General features: G+C 63.0%; 18 protein-coding genes. 15 read left to right on the top strand and 3 right to left on the bottom strand.

Translation table 11 applies throughout. The features are described from left to right. The first annotated feature begins 11 nt into the window (after positions 1-11). From DOD19_RS08795 to DOD19_RS08770, 6 genes are all read left to right on the top strand, one after another. Positions 12-1220, top strand: a complete 1209-nt coding sequence (locus DOD19_RS08795) for a CaiB/BaiF CoA-transferase family protein (protein ID WP_024975981.1) — start codon at positions 12-14, stop codon at positions 1218-1220. A gap of 89 nt (positions 1221-1309) precedes the next feature. Continuing rightward, entirely contained in the window at positions 1310-2359 is a 1050-nt protein-coding gene (locus DOD19_RS08790) for an ABC transporter substrate-binding protein (protein WP_024975980.1), read from the top strand. 64 nt (positions 2360-2423) lie between these two features. Continuing rightward, complete coding sequence (locus DOD19_RS08785) at positions 2424-3236, top strand: ABC transporter ATP-binding protein (protein ID WP_112185153.1); 813 nt, start codon at positions 2424-2426, stop codon at positions 3234-3236. 23 nt (positions 3237-3259) lie between these two features. Continuing rightward, positions 3260-4051, top strand: a complete 792-nt coding sequence (locus DOD19_RS08780) for an ABC transporter permease (RefSeq protein ID WP_024975978.1) — start codon at positions 3260-3262, stop codon at positions 4049-4051. Between the two features lie 91 nt (positions 4052-4142). Continuing rightward, positions 4143-4772: a TetR/AcrR family transcriptional regulator gene (locus DOD19_RS08775; RefSeq protein WP_024975977.1), complete on the top strand. Its 630-nt coding sequence runs from the start codon at positions 4143-4145 to the stop codon at positions 4770-4772. Between the two features lie 98 nt (positions 4773-4870). Next, positions 4871-5977 carry an alkene reductase gene (locus tag DOD19_RS08770; protein WP_112185151.1) on the top strand — a complete coding sequence of 369 codons (1107 nt, stop codon included), beginning with the start codon at positions 4871-4873 and terminating at the stop codon, positions 5975-5977. Between the two features lie 74 nt (positions 5978-6051). Here the strand turns inward: DOD19_RS08770 and DOD19_RS08765 are convergent, their stop codons facing one another. Continuing rightward, positions 6052-7026, bottom strand: coding sequence for an NADPH:quinone oxidoreductase family protein (locus DOD19_RS08765; protein WP_009238416.1), 975 nt, complete (start codon positions 7024-7026; stop codon positions 6052-6054). Between the two features lie 210 nt (positions 7027-7236). On the opposite strand from DOD19_RS08765, the gene surE reads away from it, so the two are divergent. From surE to rpoS, 4 genes are read left to right on the top strand one after another with little or no spacing between them, the layout of a single operon-like run. Beyond that, entirely contained in the window at positions 7237-7992 is a 756-nt protein-coding gene (gene surE / locus DOD19_RS08760) for a 5'/3'-nucleotidase SurE (protein ID WP_024975975.1), read from the top strand. Between the two features lie 15 nt (positions 7993-8007). Further along, complete coding sequence (locus DOD19_RS08755; protein WP_024975974.1) at positions 8008-8952, top strand: protein-L-isoaspartate(D-aspartate) O-methyltransferase; 945 nt, start codon at positions 8008-8010, stop codon at positions 8950-8952. A 1-nt stretch (position 8953) separates the two neighbouring features. Beyond that, positions 8954-9781, top strand: a complete 828-nt coding sequence (locus DOD19_RS08750) for a peptidoglycan DD-metalloendopeptidase family protein (RefSeq protein ID WP_112185149.1) — start codon at positions 8954-8956, stop codon at positions 9779-9781. 8 nt (positions 9782-9789) lie between these two features. Beyond that, a complete protein-coding gene (gene rpoS / locus DOD19_RS08745; RefSeq protein WP_112185146.1) occupies positions 9790-10926 on the top strand; it encodes an RNA polymerase sigma factor RpoS in 1137 nt (378 codons plus the stop codon). 35 nt (positions 10927-10961) lie between these two features. Here the strand turns inward: rpoS and DOD19_RS08740 are convergent, their stop codons facing one another. Continuing rightward, entirely contained in the window at positions 10962-11825 is an 864-nt protein-coding gene (locus tag DOD19_RS08740; RefSeq protein WP_112185144.1) for an endonuclease/exonuclease/phosphatase family protein, read from the bottom strand. A gap of 160 nt (positions 11826-11985) precedes the next feature. On the opposite strand from DOD19_RS08740, the gene rlmD reads away from it, so the two are divergent. Continuing rightward, positions 11986-13338 (top strand): 23S rRNA (uracil(1939)-C(5))-methyltransferase RlmD, encoded by a 1353-nt coding sequence (gene rlmD, locus DOD19_RS08735; protein WP_112185143.1) that lies wholly within the window; start codon positions 11986-11988, stop codon positions 13336-13338. Between the two features lie 103 nt (positions 13339-13441). Here rlmD and DOD19_RS08730 read toward each other — a convergent pair whose 3' ends face one another. Continuing rightward, positions 13442-14143, bottom strand: coding sequence for a Bax inhibitor-1/YccA family protein (locus DOD19_RS08730; protein WP_112185141.1), 702 nt, complete (start codon positions 14141-14143; stop codon positions 13442-13444). Between the two features lie 369 nt (positions 14144-14512). On the opposite strand from DOD19_RS08730, the gene ndk reads away from it, so the two are divergent. The 4 genes from ndk to DOD19_RS08710 are packed head-to-tail and all read left to right on the top strand — an operon-like array spanning position 14513 to position 18002. Further along, positions 14513-14938 carry a nucleoside-diphosphate kinase gene (gene ndk / locus DOD19_RS08725; RefSeq protein ID WP_004626298.1) on the top strand — a complete coding sequence of 142 codons (426 nt, stop codon included), beginning with the start codon at positions 14513-14515 and terminating at the stop codon, positions 14936-14938. A 43-nt stretch (positions 14939-14981) separates the two neighbouring features. Next, positions 14982-16133, top strand: coding sequence for a 23S rRNA (adenine(2503)-C(2))-methyltransferase RlmN (rlmN, locus tag DOD19_RS08720; RefSeq protein ID WP_112185139.1), 1152 nt, complete (start codon positions 14982-14984; stop codon positions 16131-16133). Continuing rightward, a complete protein-coding gene (gene pilW / locus DOD19_RS08715; protein ID WP_112185137.1) occupies positions 16130-16927 on the top strand; it encodes a type IV pilus biogenesis/stability protein PilW in 798 nt (265 codons plus the stop codon). The genes rlmN and pilW overlap by 4 nt, the downstream gene beginning before the upstream one ends. Beyond that, on the top strand, positions 16920-18002 hold the full coding sequence (locus DOD19_RS08710) for a RodZ family helix-turn-helix domain-containing protein (protein ID WP_112185135.1): 1083 nt from the start codon (positions 16920-16922) through the stop codon (positions 18000-18002). Before pilW ends, DOD19_RS08710 begins: the two co-directional genes overlap by 8 nt. Positions 18003-18004: the final 2 nt, after the last annotated feature.

The raw sequence follows: 18004 nt of genomic DNA, 5'->3' as shown, positions 1-18004 counted from the left end.
TCTACACAACCATGCCGACACAGGTTTTGCAGGACATCCGCGTGCTCGAACTCGGGCAACTGATTGCCGGGCCGTTTGCAGCCAAGACGCTCGCCGACTTTGGCGCGCAGGTCGTCAAGATCGAGCCGCCCGGGCAGGGCGATCCGCTGCGCAAATGGCGGATGCTGCATGAGGGCACGTCAGTCTGGTGGGAAGCGCAGTCGCGCAACAAGCAGTCCGTCTGTGTGGACCTGCGTGTGCCGGAAGGGCAGGAAGTCGTGCGCAAGCTGGCCGCCGAAGCCGATGTCCTGATCGAGAATTTCCGCCCCGGCACGATGGAAAAGTGGGGGCTGTCGTATGAGGCACTGTCCGCCATTAATCCGAAACTGATCATGCTGCGCGTGTCGGGCTATGGCCAGACGGGCCCCAAACGCGATGAACCCGGCTTTGCCGCCATTGCTGAAGCCATGGCCGGCCTGCGCTATTTGACCGGTGAGCCGGGGCGGCCGCCTGCCCGCGCCGGGCTGTCACTTGGCGACACGATCGCCGGCTTGCACGGCGCGCTAGGCGTGTTGCTGGCCTTGTACGAACGCGATGCGCGCGGAGGCAAGGGGCAGGTGATCGACGTGGCGCTGTATGAATCCGTGTTCAACCTGACGGAGAGCCTGCTGCCGGAGTACTCCGTGTTCGGCGCAATTCGCCAGCCCGCGGGTGGGGCGCTGCCGGGCATCGCGCCGTCGAACGCCTACCGCTGCGCCGGTGGCGAATACGTTCTGATTGCCGCCAACGGTGACAACATCTTCCGCCGCCTGATGCAACACATGGGCCGGCAAGATCTGGCCGACGATCCCGATTTGGCCCGCAACGACGGCCGCGCCGCCCGGGCGGACGAAATCGATGCCGCCATCAACGCCTGGACGGGCACGCTGCCCATCGCCGATGTGCTGGCCGCGCTGCATGCGGCCGAGGTGCCCAGCGGCCCCATCTACACCGTCGCCGACATTGCCGCCGACCCGCACTACCGCGCCCGCGGCGTGATCGAAACGGTGCGCGCGCAGTCGGGCATCGATGTAGAGATGCCGGGCGTGGTACCCAAGCTTTCCGCCACGCCGGGCGCCGTACAGGCGAGCGCGCCGCGCCTGGGTCAGCACACGCGCGACGTACTGCGCGGCCACGGCCTGACCGACGCGCAGATCGACGCGCTGGTTTCGCAAGGCATCATTGCCGAAGCCAAAAGCTAAACAGCTAGGACGATCCCGCATGTTGTGTTGCAAATCGTTGCGGTAAGATCGCCGCCGAGGCAGTGAACGCCACAAAACAGGAGACAGGCATGGGGACACGAGTCATTGGGCGCTGGGCAAAATGGATGGGCGCAGCACTGTGCGCGACGAGCCTGGTGGCTGCCAGCCCCGCCGTTCTGGCACAGGGCAAGCCTGAAAAGAGCAAGATCACCATCGCGGTGGGCGGCAAGGCGCTGTTCTACTACCTGCCGCTGACGATTGCCGAGCGCCTGGGCTACTTCAAGGACGAAGGTCTGGACGTTGAAATCGTCGACTTTGCCGGTGGCGCGAAAGCCCTGCAGGCCGTGGTTGGTGGCAGCGCCGACGTGGTGAGCGGCGCGTATGAGCACACGCTGGTATTGCAGGCCAAGGGCCAGATGTACCAGGAGTTCGTGCTGCAAGGGCGGGCGCCCCAGATCGTGCTGGCGGTCAACAACAAGACGATGCCCAACTACAAGTCGATTGCCGACTTGAAAGGCAAGAAGATCGGCGTGACAGCTCCGGGTTCGTCGACCAACATCATGGTCAACTACGTGCTGGCGCGCGCCGGCATCAAGCCGAACGAAGTGTCGATCATTGGCGTGGGTCCGAGCAGTGGGGCGATTGCCGCCGTGCGTGCGGGCCAAATCGACGCCCTGGCCAACCTGGACCCAGTGATGTCGATGCTCACGCAGAAGAATGAAGTGCGCGTGGTCTCGGATACCCGCACGCTGGCCGATACCAAGGCGGTATTCGGCGGCAACATGCCGGCCGGCTGCCTGTATGCATCTACCGCGTTCATCCAGAAGAATCCGAACACGACACAGGCGATGACCAACGCCATGGTGCGCGCGCTCAAGTGGCTGCAGAAGGCGGGCCCCTCGGACATCGTCAAGACGGTGCCGGAAGCCTATCTGCTGGGTGACCGCGCGTTGTATCTGGCGGCGTGGGACAAGGTGCGCGAGGCCATCTCGCCGGATGGCACGATGCCCGTCGACGGCCCCGCCACAGCACTGCGCACGCTGTCGGAGTTTGATGCGGAAGTGAAGGGCAAGCAGATCAAGCTCGACCAGACCTTCACCAACGCCTTCGTGCAGAAGGCCAACGCCAAGTACAAGTAATTTCGACAGGCTTTCAGCAACGCGCCCGGTTCCGCCCGGGCGCATTGCTTTTGGACCGCAGACCATGCCCCATCCCGCGCTTTCGTTCGATCAGATCACCTGTACGTTCATCTCACCCGACACACCGGGCCAGCGCTACACCGCCGTGCAAAACACCTCGCTGGAGGTGCAGGCCGGCGAGTTCGTCTCAGTGGTGGGCCCGACCGGCTGCGGCAAATCTACGTTGCTGAATCTGGCTGCGGGCCTGTTGCAGCCGTCTTCCGGGCAGGTGCGGGTGTTCGGCGAGCCGCTGCTCGGCATCAACCGTCGCGCCGGTTACATGTTCCAGGCAGAGGCGCTGATGCCGTGGCGCAGCGCGCTCGACAATGTGATAGCAGGGCTGCAGTTTCGGGGCATGCCCGACAAGGAAGCGCGTGACCTTGCCATGTCGTGGCTCGCGCGCGTGGGTCTGTCAGGGTTTGAAGACCGCTATCCGCATCAGCTTTCCGGCGGCATGCGCAAGCGCGTGAGCCTGGCGCAAACGCTGGTGCTCGATCCCGACATCATCCTCATGGACGAGCCGTTCTCGGCGCTCGATATTCAGACGCGCCAGCTGATGGAGAACGAGGTGCTCGATCTTTGGGCCGCCAAGCGCAAGGCCGTGCTGTTCATCACGCACGATCTGGACGAAGCCATTGCCATGAGCGACCGCGTGGTCGTGCTGGCCGCCGGCCCCGGCACGCACCCGATCGGCGAATTCAGGATCGACCTGCCGCGCCCGCGCGATGTGGCCGAGATTCGCGACCAGGCAGGCTTTGTCGACCTGCATTCGCGCATCTGGGATGTGCTGCGCGAAGAAGTGCTCAAGGGCTATGCGCAGCACCGCCGCGTGGCTTGACCTGAATCTGATCGATTGCATCCATGGCTAACCGTCCGCTTTCTCTATTCGCGCTGCGCACCTGGCAGCTTGGCCTGCTGGTCGTCACGTTAGGCGTGTGGCACTTCGCCACGCGCTCGCAGGAAGTTGCTTTCTTCTTCGGGGAACCGCTCATCGTTGCCCAGCGCGTCTGGGCCTGGTTCGTCACCGAAGGCGATATCTATCAGCACCTTGGCGTGACGCTGGCCGAGACGGTGCTGGCATTTGCCATCGGCACGGCCACTGGCCTGGGGGCGGGGCTGTGGCTGGCGCTGAGCCCGGCCGCATCGGCGGTGCTTGATCCGTACATCAAGGCTGCCAATTCGATGCCGCGCGTGATCCTGGCGCCGATCTTTGGCGTGTGGTTCGGACTGGGTATCTGGTCGAAGGTGGCGCTGGCGGTGACGCTGGTGTTTTTCATCGTCTTCTTCAACGTCTATCAGGGCGTGAAGGAAGTGAGCCCGGTCGTGCTGGCCAATGCGCGCATGCTGGGCGCATCGCAGCGGCAACTGCTGCGCTTTGTCTACCTGCCGAGCGCGACGAGCTGGGTGTTCTCGTCGCTGCATACGTCGGTCGGTCTGGCCTTCGTGGGGGCGGTGGTGGGGGAGTATCTCGGCTCGGCCCGCGGTGTCGGTTACTTGATCCTCCAGGCCGAAGGCACTTTCGACATCAATACCGTGTTTGCGGGCATCGTCGTGTTGACGGTCTTTGCGCTGGTGCTCGACTGGCTCGTCGGCTTGATGGAAAAACGCCTGATGCGCTGGCAACCGAAGAGCGGCGAGACAGAGAAGCTCTGAGCGAGCGCGCCAACGACGCGAACGTCACATCGACCCTGCTCATAGCAGGGTCATGCGACTAGACGGTCGGTCTACTACAATGCGATCCATCATGAGCAAGCACCCCGAACCCGTCACCGCTGAAGGCGCCGAAGCCCGGCACGACACCCGCGACCGCATTCTGGACGCCGGTGCCGAGTTGATCCTCGGGCGCGGGTTCTCGGCCGTCGGCTTGGCGGAAATCCTCGGCCGCGCTCAGGTACCCAAAGGCTCGTTTTATTACTATTTCGGGTCGAAGGAAGACTTTGGCGTCGCCATGCTGGAGCGCTATTTCCAGGACTACGACGCGGGCGTTGTCAGCCTGTTCAACGACACGCGCATTACCGCCCGCGAGCGGCTGCTGCGCTATTTCATGGCCTGGATCGATCTGCATGAGCGCAGCGCGTGCGAGGTCACCTGCCTAGCGGTCAAGCTGTCGGGGGAGGTGTCGGACCTCTCCGAGCCGATGCGCAAGGTGCTTTCGACCGGCATGACGCGCATGGTCGAGCGTATCGCTACGGCAATCGAGGCAGGCGTCACCGACGGCTCCTTGGCACCTGTAGAGAATGCACACCATCTGGCCGAAGGGCTGTACGCCATGTGGATGGGCGGCGCGCTGTTGGCCAAGTCGCATCGCACTGTCGCCGCGTTCAAGAGCTGTGTGGCGCAAACGGAAATCCTGCTGGCCAAGCCCAAACACTGATTGCAACCCAAACCATTGCCGGCGAGGCATGTTCCTCGCTTTTTCTTTGATTCCGGTTCTAGATGACCGGTCGAATAGTGCCTCTTCCAGGAGCTGATATGACCCAACAACTGCTGTCCCCGGTCCAGACCGGACGTACGACCCTCGCCAATCGTGTCGTGATGGCGCCGCTCACGCGCTCGCGCGCTGGCCAGCCGGGCGACGTGCCGACCGAACTGAACGTGACTTACTACGCGCAGCGTGCAACCGCGGGCCTGATCGTTACGGAGGCGACGCAAATTTCCCGCCAGGGCCAGGGCTACGCCTGGACGCCGGGCATGTACACCGACGCACAGGAAGCTGGCTGGAAGGCGGTGGTGGATGCTGTGCACGCCAAGGGCGGCCGCATCTCGCAACAGCTCTGGCACGTGGGTCGTATTTCCAATACGTTGCTGCAGGAAAACGGCCAGGCACCTGTCGCGCCGTCGGCCCTCGTCGCCAAGGGGGCGCAGAGCTTTGTCGTGCAGCCCGACGGCACGCCCGCCAATGTGCCGACCAGCGAACCGCGCGCTCTCGCCACGGAAGAAATCCCTGGCGTGATCGCACAATATCGTCAAGCCGTGCTGCGTGCACGTCGCGCTGGTTTCGATTTTGTTGAAATCCATGCTGCCAACGGGTACCTGCTGCACCAATTCCTGTCGACCAACAGCAACCAGCGCACCGACCAGTACGGCGGCTCCCTGGAAAATCGCGCCCGACTGATTCTCGAAGTGGTCGATACCGCCATCGCCGAGATTGGTGCAGACCGCGTCGGCATCCGCCTGTCGCCGCACTTCGTCGCGCATGACATTGCCGACGCACAAGCCGAAGAAAGCGCGTTGTACCTCGCCCGCGAGCTGACCAAGCGTGGCATCGCCTATTTGCATATCGCCGAGCCCGATTGGGCCGGCGGTCCCGAGCTGACCAACGATTTCCGCCGCCAACTCCGCGACGCCTTCAAGGGCACGCTCATCGTGTGCGGCCAATACACGGCGGAGGAGGGCGAGCAGATGATTGCCTCCGGTCTGGCTGATGCCGTTGCGTTCGGTCGTCCGTTCATCGCGAACCCCGATCTGGTGGAGCGCTTCCGTGCCGGCGCATCGCTCAACCAGCCGGATCGCGCAACGTTCTACGGCGGCCAGGAAAAGGGCTACACCGACTATCCGACGCTGGAAGAAGCAGCCTGATAATCCGTTGCACCAAAGAGAAAGCCGCGCAGGCGATCAACCTGCGCGGCTTTTTTGTCTCCAGCGTGCGTTTTTTAAGGCTGGATCACCACCTTGCCCGTCACCTTGCGCGCCGCCATGTCCAGCAGCGCTTGTGTCGTCTGCTCCAGCGGATAGCGCGCCGAGATATGCGGGCGAATCTTGCCTTCCTGCATCCAGCCGAGCATCTGCATCATGTTCGCCAGATTCGCCTTCGGCTCGCGACGCGCGAATTCGCCCCAGAACACGCCGACCAGCGACGCGCCTTTCAGCAGCGCCAGGTTCAGTGGCATCTTCGGGATCTCGCCGTTGGCAAATCCGACCACGAGGTAGCGGCCACGCCAGGCAATCGAACGGAACGCCGGTTCCGCATAGATTCCGCCGACCGGGTCATAGATCACGTCCGGCCCCTTGCCGTCGGTCAGTTCCTTGATGCGCTCGCGCAGGTCTTCGGTCGAATAGTTGATGAGCGCATCGGCGCCGTGGTCCTTGCAGACCGCCAGCTTCTCGTCGCTCGATGCCGCCGCGATCACGCGTGCGCCAATCGCCTTGCCGATCTCGATGGCCGCCAGCCCGACGCCGCCGGCCGCGCCGAGCACCAGCATTGTCTCGCCGGCCTTCAGTTGCCCGCGATCGACCACCGCGTGGTGCGACGTGCCATACGTGAGCGTGAATGCTGCTGCGGTGTCGAACGCCATGCCCGGCGGCATCGGCATCACCACCTTGGCCGACGCCTTGACCTGTGAAGCAAAGGCGCCCTGGCCGAGGAAGGCGATCACATGGTCGCCGGCTTTGAGGTGCGACACGCCTTCGCCTACGGCATTAACAACGCCCGCCACTTCCGAGCCGGGTGTAAACGGCAACTCCGGTTTGAACTGGTATTTGTTCTGGATGATCAGCACGTCAGGGAAATTCACCCCCGCAGCCTTCACGTCGATAACCACTTCACCAGCACCGGGCGAGAGGTCCGGCAGCGTTTCGATCACCAGCGATTCGGGCGGGCCCCAGGTCTTGCAGACGACGGCTTTCATCAGTGTCTCCTCAACAGTTTTGCGTTGGATTGTTCGCCATCTCGCATGCATTGCACGCGATCTCGGCTGGCAGTGTAACCGAATAAAAGCACGATCGTTCGATTTAACCAGATGCGATGGATCGTGCGGCTTGTCGATGCATTTTTTGTAAGCGTGTAGAACGTGCGCGCGAGCACGATTCGCGAACGTTGCTCGGTTACAATCCGCGCCATGCATATTCTCATTGCCAACGACGACGGATACCTCGCGCCCGGGCTCGCGGCGCTGCATCGTGCGCTGAGCCCCCTGGGCCGCGTGACGGTGGTCGCACCGGAGCAGAACCACAGCGGCGCGTCGAACTCGCTCACGCTGCAGCGACCGCTTTCGGTGTTCGAAGCGACCGACGGTGCCCAGAAGGGCTTTCGCTTCGTCAACGGCACGCCGACAGACTGCGTGCACATCGCGCTGACCGGCATGATTGAAGAGAAGCCCGATCTGGTCGTCTCCGGTATCAACCAGGGTCAGAACATGGGCGAGGACGTGCTCTATTCCGGCACCGTCGCCGCTGCCATCGAGGGCTATCTGTTTGGTATTCCGTCGATTGCGTTCTCGCAGGCCGACAAGGGCTGGACGCACCTCGACGCTGCCGAGCGTGTTGCCCGCGAGGTGGTCGAGCGCTATCTGTCCGATCCGCTGGACGGCCCGGTCCTGCTCAACGTCAATATCCCGAATCTGCCGTACGCCGAGCTGGCTGGTTGGCGCGCGACGCGTCTGGGCAAGCGGCACCAATCGCAGCCGGTGATCCGCCAAGCCAATCCGCGCGGCGAGCCGATCTTCTGGGTCGGTGCCGCCGGCGATGCGAAAGACGCCAGCGAGGGCACCGATTTCCATGCCGTCGCGCATGGCTTCGTTTCGCTGACACCGCTGCAGCTCGATCTGACCGATACGGCCCAACTGCGCACCGTGCGCCGCTGGCAGACGCCATGATCGTCACGGTGGCTCATGTCTGAGCGCCCGCGAGACCGGCGCTTTCCGTTGACGCTTGACGCAGTGGTCGAGCGCAAGCCCGTGGAGCGCCAGCGTGAAACGCGTATCTCGTCAGGAGTGAGCGCGGTGTCACGCCCCACGCCGGTGCGTGCGGTATCCGTTGAGCGCGCGTCGCCTGCATCCGCTCCTGCACCTGCGCCACAGCGTGTGGCGGGTGTCGACGCTGTTGTCGGCGCTGTCGCCGCGAGCGCTGTACAGGCACGCACGGCGGCAGCGCACGCGGCTGCCGGCGGCATGGCATCGGACCGTGCGCGTCAGGCGTTAGTTGGCCGTGTGCAGGCGGGAGGCGTGAGTGATAAGCGCGTGCTCGCTGCAATCGGCACGGTACCGCGCCATCTGTTTGTCGATGCCGGCCTTGCCTCGCAGGCATATGAAGATTCCGCTTTGCCAATCGGACATCAGCAAACGATCTCCAAGCCGTCAGTGGTCGGACGGATGATCGAGTTGTTGTTGAGTGGACGGTCCGGCCGCACTGGCATGCCGCTCGCTCGCGTGCTGGAGATTGGCACCGGCTGCGGCTACCAGGCAGCCGTTCTGGCACAGCTGGCCGACGAGGTGTACTCGATCGAGCGCGTCCGCCCGCTGCATGAAAAAGCCAAAGCGAACTTGCGGCCACTCCGCGTGCCAAACATCCGTCTGCACTATGGAGACGGCATGCTGGGGCTGCCGAAGGCCGCGCCGTTCGACGCCATCATCCTGGCTGCGGCGGGTCTGGAGGTGCCGCAGGCGCTGCTCGACCAGCTGACCGTCGGCGGACGGCTGATCGCCCCGGTGGCTACCGATCGCAACAGCGGCCCCGCGCAGCAGCTCGTTCTCATCGAGCGCCGCAGCCGCTTCCAGTTTCACAGTACCGCGCTTGAAGGCGTTTTCTTTGTCCCGTTAAAATCAGGAACTGTTTAGCATGTTCATTTCCCGGAGCTCCATGAACCGTCCAAGCCCCGCACGCGCAGGCCGGCTCGCCGTGGCGATGGTGTCGGCCGCATTTCTGGCGGCTTGCGCATCCTCCGGCAACCAAGCCCCTGTTCTCGATCGCACCTCGCGTGCTGGCAGCGCTGGCACCGTGTCGCAAGAGCCGCCGCCCCCCGGCTACTATCGGGTCAAGCGTGGCGATACCTTGTACAGCATCGCCTTGCGTAACGGCCAAGCGCCGCGCGACCTGGTGGCCTGGAACAACATCGCCAACCCGAATCAGATCGAAGTCGATCAGCTGCTACGTGTCGTTCCGCCGAATGCGGATGTCAGCAACACCGGGGCCGTGGTCACGCCGGTTCGCCCGGCCAACACGACCACGCCGCCGGCCGATTCCACACCGGTTACGCCGGCGTCCGCAGCGTCGTCCGGCGCTCCTGCCGGGGCAACTGACAGCGCAATCTCGCTGGCCTGGCCGGCACGCGGCTCGCTCATCAACCGTTTCGATGACAAGAGCAACAAGGGTATCGACATTGGTGGCAAACGCGGTGACGCGGTGGTCGCTGCCGATGATGGAAAAGTGATCCACGTTGGACCCTTGCGTGGGTACGGGAATCTTGTCATCATCAAACACAACGACACGTTCCTGACCGCCTACGGCAACAACGATAAGGTTCTGGTCACCGAGCAATCCACGGTCAAGAAAGGGCAGAAGATCGCCGAAATGGGCAGTACCGATGCGGATCGCGTGAAGCTTCATTTTGAAGTGCGCCGCAATGGTAAGCCGGTCGATCCGATGCGCTACTTGCCGCCTCAATAGAGGAATGCATGCCGCGCCAGAAAGCCGCCACGCCCGTCACCCCCGCCGATGACAACATCGACGCTGCTGTAGAGGGCCAGCGCACCCCGAATGGGCGCGCTGGGCGGCGTGCGCGCAGCGAGGCACAGCCCCCTGCTGAAGAGATCGAAGTCGTCGACGCGCTCGTCGACGACCTGCCTGCTTCCGATTCCGCCGAGCTCAACGACACGTCGGACAGTGCAGACGAGCCCGATGAAGAAGAGGAGGAGGCTGAAGAGGCAGAGGAAGCCGCACCCGAGGAAGATTTCCGCAAAGTGCTGCAGGCCGAACTGGCCGCCGACACCGTTCAGCACTATCTGAATCGCATCAGCATCAAGCCGCTTCTGACGCCGGCCGAGGAACTGCATTTCTCGACGCAGGCCAAGGCGGGCGAGTTTGCAGCGCGCCAAGTCATGATCGAGCGCAATCTCCGCTTGGTCGTGAGCATTGCCAAAGGCTATCTGAATCGCGGTGTGCCGCTGCTCGACCTGATCGAAGAGGGCAACCTGGGTCTGATGCACGCGATCGAAAAATTCGATCCGGAACGCGGGTTCCGCTTCTCCACGTATGCCACGTGGTGGATCCGCCAGAGCATTGAGCGCGCGATCATGAATCAGGCGCGCACGGTTCGTTTGCCGGTGCACGTGATTCGCGAGCTCAACCAGGTGCTGCGCGCCAAGCGTCATCTGGAAAAGAGCGGCGTGGATGGCCGCGACGCAAGCCTCGAAGATATCGCTCACCTGCTCGGCAAGACGACGGAGGAGGTGCAGGACGTGCTCTCGCTCAACGAGCACACGACTTCGCTGGATACGCCGTTCGATCTTGATCCCGGCACGAGTCTGCTCGATTTCCTGTCGGACGAGCATGGCGCCTCGCCCGATCAGGAGGTGGCACATCGCGAGCTGTCGCTGTTGATGAAGTCGTGGCTCGCACGCTTGTCTGACAAGCATCGCTATGTGGTTGAGCGCCGCTTTGGCCTTAACTACATCGAGCCCGCCACGCTGGAAGAACTTGCCGCGGAGATGGGTTTGACGCGTGAACGCGTGCGTCAGATCCAACAGGAGGCGCTGGTCAAGCTCAAGCGTCATTTCGCCTCGCAGGGCGTGCGCAAGGACGCGGTGCTGTAAAGCACCGCTGTCTCTTTGTCTCTCCTTCCTCTTTTTCAGTCGTTCCGAAGCTCCAGCAGTATCGGTTGATGATCCGACGCCTGGGTCGCGCTATTGACTTCCAGGCGCAGCACGCGCGGCTTCAGTGGCTCGCTGACCAGCATGAAATCGCACGCGTAGGCCGGTTCGGTCCAGCCAGCGCGGTCGTGCACACCGAAAGTCGGTGGCTGCGGCGTCGTGCCGTGCGCAATCTCCCACGCATCATGCAAAGCAGGTTCGCGAGTGAATGGCACGGTGGCCAAGCGCTTGGGCATGGAATCTGGCTTGCAGTTGAAATCACCGCAAACGATGGTTGCCGTGGTCTGCGCTAGCGGGCGGAAAGGGCCGGCTTCGGGCTCCGTGCCAAGCACGGACGGTTGATTCGTACGCACGCAACCTTCCGTGTGGATCGCTCGCAGCGCATCGATTTGCGCCGCACGCTGCGGCTCCGAGTAGTACTCCAGATGCGTCGTGACGACGCGCAACGCGCCAAACGGTGCCTGCACGACCGCCTCAATGGCCATGCGCGGCATGTACGGTGTGGCATCGGGCGGACAGGGCAATGCGTGGCGCCGGATGTAATGCACGGGCAGGCGCGTGGCAATGGCGTTGCCGAAGCGCTGCGCATGCGCGCGGTTGTGGCGCTCCAGCGCGAATCCAGTGATGACGGTGTACTCGCTGCCAAGCGCGTCGGCGAGCTCGCTCCATTGGTCGATGCCCGGTCGGCCCGGCAGATCGCTGAAGCCGGAGGTGACTTCCTGCAGGCACAGCACGTCGAATTCGGCCATCTCCCGCGCTTGCTTAAGTTGGCGCGCGAGACTGACGTGCCCGTCGGCGCCACGGCCCCACTGGATATTCCACGTCAGGATGACGGTGCCCATGCTGGTCCTCCGGTGTCTTACAATGCCGCCCTTGTCCTCATTTTGTCCAGGCTCGCTCGTGTCTCAAGCTGCACCCAACGTCACGCTTTCCTCTTCCGCTCCAGCAACGGTCGCGCCGGACACGCCGCCGGCCAAAACCCGTGGGCGCCGTAAGCCCGAAATGTCCGTGGCGGGCCCATTGGACATCGTCTCGCTCGATGGCGAAGCGCGGGGCGTCGGGCGTTTGATGAACGAGGATGGCACGCCGGGGAAGGTTGTCTTCGTGGAAGGCGCATTGCCGGGCGAGCGGGTGATGTACCGCAGTCACCGCGTCAAGTCGTCGTACGAGCAGGCGAGTGTCGTGAACATTCTGCGCCAGTCCGCTTCGCGCGTGACGCCGCGGTGCAAGTTTTTCGGGGTGTGCGGTGGCTGCTCGATGCAGCATCTGGATTCGCGCGCGCAGGTTGCGATCAAGCAGCGTGTGCTGGAAGACGATCTGTGGCATTTGGCCAAGCTGCGCCCGGACGTGGTGTTCCGACCCATTGCCGGCCCGGATTGGGGCTACCGCTATCGCGCGCGATTGACTGTGCGCCATGTTGCGGCCAAAGGTGGCGTGCTGGTGGGTTTTCACGAGCGCAAAAGCAGCTATGTGGCCGACATGACGTCGTGCGAGGTGTTGCCGCCGCACGTGTCCGCGCTGCTGGTGCCGTTGCGCGAGTTGGTGGGGCGCCTGTCGATCGTGCAGCGTATGCCGCAGATCGAGCTGGCAGTCGGCCAGGATGTGACCGCGCTGGTGTTGCGTAACCTGGAGCCAATCACCGCTGAAGATGAGGCGGAACTGCGCGCTTTCGCCGATCATCACAACGTTCAGTTCTGGCTGCAGCCCAAGGGGCCGGATACGGTCTATCCGTTCCATCCGCTCGATCGTACGCTGACGTACACGCTGCCCGAGTTCGGCATCACCATGCCGTTCAAGCCGACGGATTTCACGCAGGTCAATCACCAGATCAACCGGGCGCTGATGTCGCGGGCGCTGAAGCTGCTTGACGCGCAACCGGGCGATCGGCTGCTCGACCTGTTCTGCGGTATCGGCAATTTCACGCTGCCAATGGCTACGCGTGCCCGCGAGGTGATGGGGATCGAAGGCAGCGAGGCGCTGACGACGCGTGCGCTTGCCAACGCCCAGCACAACGGCCTGGATGCGAAGACGACATTCGCTTGCCGCAATCTGTTCGAAGTGACGGCTGACGATATTGCCGCGCTGGGCAAGTTTGATCGTTGGCTGATCGATCCGCCGCGCGAAGGCGCGCTGGCCGTGTCCAAGGCGCTGGCCGAGTTGTCTCAGCGCGGCGGCGAGGCGGCCGATTTGCTGCCGAAGCGCATTGTTTACGTGTCATGTAATCCGGCGACGCTGGCGCGCGACGCGGGTCTGCTTGTGCATGAAGCGGGCTACAGGCTGGCCGGCGCGGGCGTAGTGAACATGTTCCCGCACACATCACATGTGGAATCGATGGCGGTATTTGAGCGCGTCTGATCGCTCGTCACGTAGCCTTGCGTGCAAAAGAAAACCAGCGCACCAAGCGCCGGTTTTTTAGTTGCTCCGTGCTATTGCTAGCGCGTTGCGGGCCAAATTTGGCTCAGTTGCGATTCCCGCCGAAGATGCCCAGGATCGCCAGCAGGTTTGTGAAGATGTTGTAGACGTCCAGGTAGATCGCCAGGGTGGCGGTCACGTAGTTGGTCTCGCCGCCGTTCACGATACGCTGCACGTCGAACAGGATGTAGGCAGAGAAGATCGCGATGGCCAGCACCGAGATCGTCAGCATCATCGCCGGCAGTTGCAGCCAGATATTGGCCACCGAGCCAACGATCAGCACCAGCACGCCCATGAACAGCCACTTGCCCAGGCCCGAGAAATCTCGCTTGCTGACCGTGGCCACCGTTGCCATCATGCCGAAGATGATCGCTGTTCCGCCGAACGCCGTCATGATGAGCGACGCGCCGTTCGAGAAGCCCAGAATCATGCCGATCAGCCGCGACAGCATCAGCCCCATGAAGAACGTGAAACCGAGCAGCAGCGCTACGCCCAAGCCACTGTTCTTGAAGCGCTCAATGGCGTAGAAGAAGCCAAAGGCCACTGCCATGAAGATGACGAAACCCATCAGCGGGTTGCGCCCCATCAGATTGAAGCCGGTAGCGACGCCGATCCAGGCACCGAGGATGGTGGGGATCATGGAAAGTGCGAGCAGCCAATAGGTATTGCGCAGCACGCGGTTGCGGACGGCCAACGCGCCGGCGGTGCCGGAAGCGCCAAAACCGTACGTGTTGAGTTGGTTGTCCATGCGAACTCCTTGGGGTGAATGACATTGCAGACAATGCGACGACACAGCGAATGTGGCATCCAAAGCGGGCTTTTGCAAGCCGCGCCGTCCTTACTTGGAGAGTCAGCATGCCACGCGGTTCCGGTCGCTGGCCGGCAATCGCGGCGGAAAGTGTTCATTGCAGGTGACTTTCCGTGCCCCCAATAAGGGGATCCTAAGGCGCGTACATCGGGCTGGCAGCGTGCTCAGTGCGAAGTGATCGTTGCGCCTCCCGTCTCTCCCGGCATGCGCGGCGTCGGGTTGCACCGCTTGACATCCAATCTGGCTCCCTCCCGTGTTAGAATCTAACGTTTATCTTTCACGTAACACCTTCATTTTTTGGAGTTTTTGATGGCGCTCGAACGCACTTTGTCGATTATCAAACCGGATGCCGTGGCCAAGAATGTCATCGGCCAGATCTACGCCCGCTTCGAAGGTGCAGGCCTGAAGATCGTCGCAGCCAAGATGATCCACCTGTCGCGCGCAGAAGCCGAGCAGTTCTACGCCGTGCACAAGGAGCGCCCGTTCTTCAAGGATCTGGTGGACTTCATGATCTCGGGCCCGGTGATGGTGCAGGCGCTGGAAGGCGAAAACGCAATCGCCAAGAACCGTGACCTGATGGGTGCAACCGATCCGAAGAAGGCTGAGAAGGGCACGATCCGCGCCGACTTCGCTGACAGCATCGACGCCAACGCCGTGCACGGTTCGGACGCTGCCGAAACGGCTGCCGTGGAAGTCGCTTTCTTCTTCCCGGGCTTGAACATTTACAGCCGCTAAGCGTCAACACTAGACTGGAATTGGTGGTTTCGGGTTGCAAGTCATGAGCGATGTGGTGAATCTCCTCGATTTCGACGCACAGGGTCTTCTCGCGTACTGCGAGAGTCTGGGTGAGAAATCGTTTCGCGCCAAGCAGTTGCAGCGCTGGATTCACCAGTCGGGCGCGTCCGATTTTGGCGAGATGACCGATCTCGCCAAGTCGCTGCGCGAAAAGCTCGCGACCCGCGCCAACGTCCAGGCACCGGCGGTCATTACCGATCACCTATCGTCGGACGGCACGCGCAAATGGCTGGTCGACGTGGGGCAGGGCAATGCCGTCGAGACGGTCTACATCCCCGAAGAGACGCGTGGCACGTTGTGCGTATCGTCTCAGGCGGGGTGTGCCGTCAACTGCCGGTTCTGTTCGACCGGCAAGCAGGGCTTCTCGCGCAATCTCAGCACTGGCGAGATCATCGGTCAGCTGTGGATGGCCGAGTTCGCCATGCGCAAGCAACTCGGTCGCGGCCCCAAGGACGACCGCGTCATCACCAACGTGGTGATGATGGGCATGGGCGAGCCGCTGCTGAACTACGACGCCGTGGTGCCGGCGCTGGCTTTGATGCTGGACGACAACGCGTATGGCCTTTCGCGCCGGCGCGTAACCGTATCCACCTCCGGCGTGGTTCCGATGATGGACCGTCTTGCGCGCGATGTGCCCGTGGCGCTTGCAGTGTCGCTGCATGCGTCCAACGATGCGTTGCGCGACATGCTCGTGCCGCTCAACAAGAAGTACCCGCTGGCCGAACTGATGGCTGCCTGCCGCCGCTATCTTGAGTTCGCGCCGCGCGATTTCATCACCTTTGAATACTGCATGCTCGATGGCGTCAACGACACCGTCGAGCATGCCCGTGAACTGTTGCGCGTCGTGGCTGACGTGCCGTGCAAGTTCAACCTGATCCCGTTCAACCCGTTCCCGGAATCAGGGTTGAAGCGCTCGAACAATGAGCAGATCCGCCGCTTCTCACAAGTGCTGCTGGATGCTGGCATTGTCACCACCATCCGCAAGACGCGTGGCGACGACATCGATGCGGCCTGCGGCCAGCTCGCTGGCGAGGTCAAAGATCGCACACGCCTGGCCGAGCGCGGCAAGTTCGGCAAGATCGTCGAGATCCCCGTGGTCGGGGCCGACTCAACTCACCGCATGGGTACCGCATGAAGCGTTGGTCGACTGCTGTCAGTCTGGTCTTCACGCTGGCAGCCGCCGGGTGCGCGTTGTCGCCGCCGGTCCAGACACAGACACGAGAAGTTGCAACAGTACCCGATCAAAAGGCCGACGCCGGTCGCCGGGCCGCGATCCGATTACAACTCGCGACGCAATACCTGGAAGCGGGCCAGAATGCGACAGCGCTTGAGGAAATCAAGAACGCCATCGCGATCGATCCGAACGTCCCGAATGCGTATCACATCCGCGCGCTGGCCTATATGAATCTCGGTCAACGCGAACAAGCTGACGAGAGTTTCCGCAGCGCTCTGGCCGCGACACCGCAAGACGGTGACCTGCTGAACAACTACGGCTGGTTCCTGTGCTCGCAAGGCGGCAAGCCAGATCAAGGCATGACGATGCTGCGCCAGGCTATCGAGGCGCCGGCCGCCGCCAGCCCGGCCAAGCCGTGGACGAACCTGGGTGTTTGCCAGATGCGCCAAGGCGATCTGGATGGCGCGGAGAAGAGCCTGACGCGCGCCACCTACATCGACGCAAACAATCTGCTGACCAACCTCACGTTGGCGCAGCTTTATTACAAACGCCGCGAATATGCGCGTGCCATGCCGTTTATCGAACGTGTGAATGGTCGTGGCAATGCGACGGCGGAAAGCCTGTGGCTGGGCGCTCGCATCGCGCGCCGCCTGGGTGACGCTTCGCAGCAGAACGCGTGGAGCGCGCAATTGCAGCGCCGTTTCCCCAATGCGCCCGAAGAGGCGGCATTCGAACGAGGAGCCTGGGATGACTGACCGCGACGTGGCAAGCGCTGCCGACCTCTCTCACGGCACGGCGCCTGCCTCGAATCCGCCTGCCGCCGCGTCGCCTGAGCGCGACGATGCGTTGCGTCAGATTGCCGAACGTCTGCGCGCCGGCCGTGAGCATCAGCGTCTGACGGTCGACGATCTGGCCACGCGCTTGAAAGTGGCGCCGGGCAAGTTGTTGGCGGTGGAATCGGCAGATGTCGGAGCGTTGCCCGACATGACGTTTACCAAGGGGCTCATCCGTGCCTATGCGCGCGCTTTGCAGGTCGATGTCGATGATCAGCTTGCGCGTTTGAACGCGCGTGCGCCGGTCACCAACATTGGCTTGCGTCCCGAGGGTGGGCTCGGTGAATCGTTCTCCGACAAACCGAGCTTTGCCAAGCGTCGGAGCGGCAGTGGCCGCTGGCTGATCGGCGTGCTGGTTGCGGTGATTGTGGCGGCCGGCGCGCTGGTCGGTATGGACCGTCTCAAGCAGTGGTTTGCCACGCAAACCGCGGCTACGCAAAATACCGACTCCACCGCGAAGGAAGCACCGGCGGTGGAGCAGGCCGCGCCCGCGCAAGTGGCTCCAGCGGCTGAGCAGGCCCCGGCAGAAACACCGGCCGCTTCGATGCCGACACCGTTGACGCCCGTTACGCCGGCCGCTCCGGCCTCCGGTGTGGTGACTGCGCCGTTGGCGCCGCCGCCCACGCTGCCACGTTCGGACAATGGCGCCGCGCCGGCGCCCGCTGTAGCCGTTGCGGGTGCCAAGCCGGCTGTGATCAACGTCGACGCTCCGGTCTCCGCTCTGCCGACGGAAGCCGCCAAGCCGGCTGCATCGGGCGGCGGTACGGTCTCGGTACGCTTCTCCGGCTCGTCTTGGTACGAGATCAAGGACAAGACTGGGAAGACGCTTGCCAGTGGCATTTCCAAGGAAGGTGACGCACGCGATCTGACCGGTACGCCGCCATTCAAGGTCGTCTTCGGCAATGCGGAAGCCGTTGAATCGCTGGCTGTGGGCGGTGCCACCGTCGATCTTCAGAAGTACGCCCGCAATCGCGTGGCACGGGCTACGTTGCCCTGAAC

The sequence above is a fragment of the Ralstonia sp. GX3-BWBA genome (assembly GCF_003290055.1).
In the GTDB taxonomy this organism is placed as follows: Bacteria; Pseudomonadota; Gammaproteobacteria; order Burkholderiales; family Burkholderiaceae; genus Ralstonia; species Ralstonia holmesii.
This window is presented reverse-complemented; position numbering and strand designations above follow the sequence as displayed.

What these genes read in the sequence shown, in the direction of transcription:
- DOD19_RS08795 (WP_024975981.1), top strand. Translation starts at nt 12, where the DNA reads ATGCCGACACAGGTTTTGCAGGACATCCGCGTGCTCGAACTCGGGCAA.
- DOD19_RS08790 (WP_024975980.1), top strand. Translation starts at nt 1,310, where the DNA reads ATGGGGACACGAGTCATTGGGCGCTGGGCAAAATGGATGGGCGCAGCA.
- DOD19_RS08785 (WP_112185153.1), top strand. Translation starts at nt 2,424, where the DNA reads ATGCCCCATCCCGCGCTTTCGTTCGATCAGATCACCTGTACGTTCATC.
- DOD19_RS08780 (WP_024975978.1), top strand. Translation starts at nt 3,260, where the DNA reads ATGGCTAACCGTCCGCTTTCTCTATTCGCGCTGCGCACCTGGCAGCTT.
- DOD19_RS08775 (WP_024975977.1), top strand. Translation starts at nt 4,143, where the DNA reads ATGAGCAAGCACCCCGAACCCGTCACCGCTGAAGGCGCCGAAGCCCGG.
- DOD19_RS08770 (WP_112185151.1), top strand. Translation starts at nt 4,871, where the DNA reads ATGACCCAACAACTGCTGTCCCCGGTCCAGACCGGACGTACGACCCTC.
- DOD19_RS08765 (WP_009238416.1), bottom strand. Translation starts at nt 7,026, where the DNA reads ATGAAAGCCGTCGTCTGCAAGACCTGGGGCCCGCCCGAATCGCTGGTG.
- surE (WP_024975975.1), top strand. Translation starts at nt 7,237, where the DNA reads ATGCATATTCTCATTGCCAACGACGACGGATACCTCGCGCCCGGGCTC.
- DOD19_RS08755 (WP_024975974.1), top strand. Translation starts at nt 8,008, where the DNA reads ATGTCTGAGCGCCCGCGAGACCGGCGCTTTCCGTTGACGCTTGACGCA.
- DOD19_RS08750 (WP_112185149.1), top strand. Translation starts at nt 8,954, where the DNA reads ATGTTCATTTCCCGGAGCTCCATGAACCGTCCAAGCCCCGCACGCGCA.
- rpoS (WP_112185146.1), top strand. Translation starts at nt 9,790, where the DNA reads ATGCCGCGCCAGAAAGCCGCCACGCCCGTCACCCCCGCCGATGACAAC.
- DOD19_RS08740 (WP_112185144.1), bottom strand. Translation starts at nt 11,825, where the DNA reads ATGGGCACCGTCATCCTGACGTGGAATATCCAGTGGGGCCGTGGCGCC.
- rlmD (WP_112185143.1), top strand. Translation starts at nt 11,986, where the DNA reads ATGTCCGTGGCGGGCCCATTGGACATCGTCTCGCTCGATGGCGAAGCG.
- DOD19_RS08730 (WP_112185141.1), bottom strand. Translation starts at nt 14,143, where the DNA reads ATGGACAACCAACTCAACACGTACGGTTTTGGCGCTTCCGGCACCGCC.
- ndk (WP_004626298.1), top strand. Translation starts at nt 14,513, where the DNA reads ATGGCGCTCGAACGCACTTTGTCGATTATCAAACCGGATGCCGTGGCC.
- rlmN (WP_112185139.1), top strand. Translation starts at nt 14,982, where the DNA reads ATGAGCGATGTGGTGAATCTCCTCGATTTCGACGCACAGGGTCTTCTC.
- pilW (WP_112185137.1), top strand. Translation starts at nt 16,130, where the DNA reads ATGAAGCGTTGGTCGACTGCTGTCAGTCTGGTCTTCACGCTGGCAGCC.
- DOD19_RS08710 (WP_112185135.1), top strand. Translation starts at nt 16,920, where the DNA reads ATGACTGACCGCGACGTGGCAAGCGCTGCCGACCTCTCTCACGGCACG.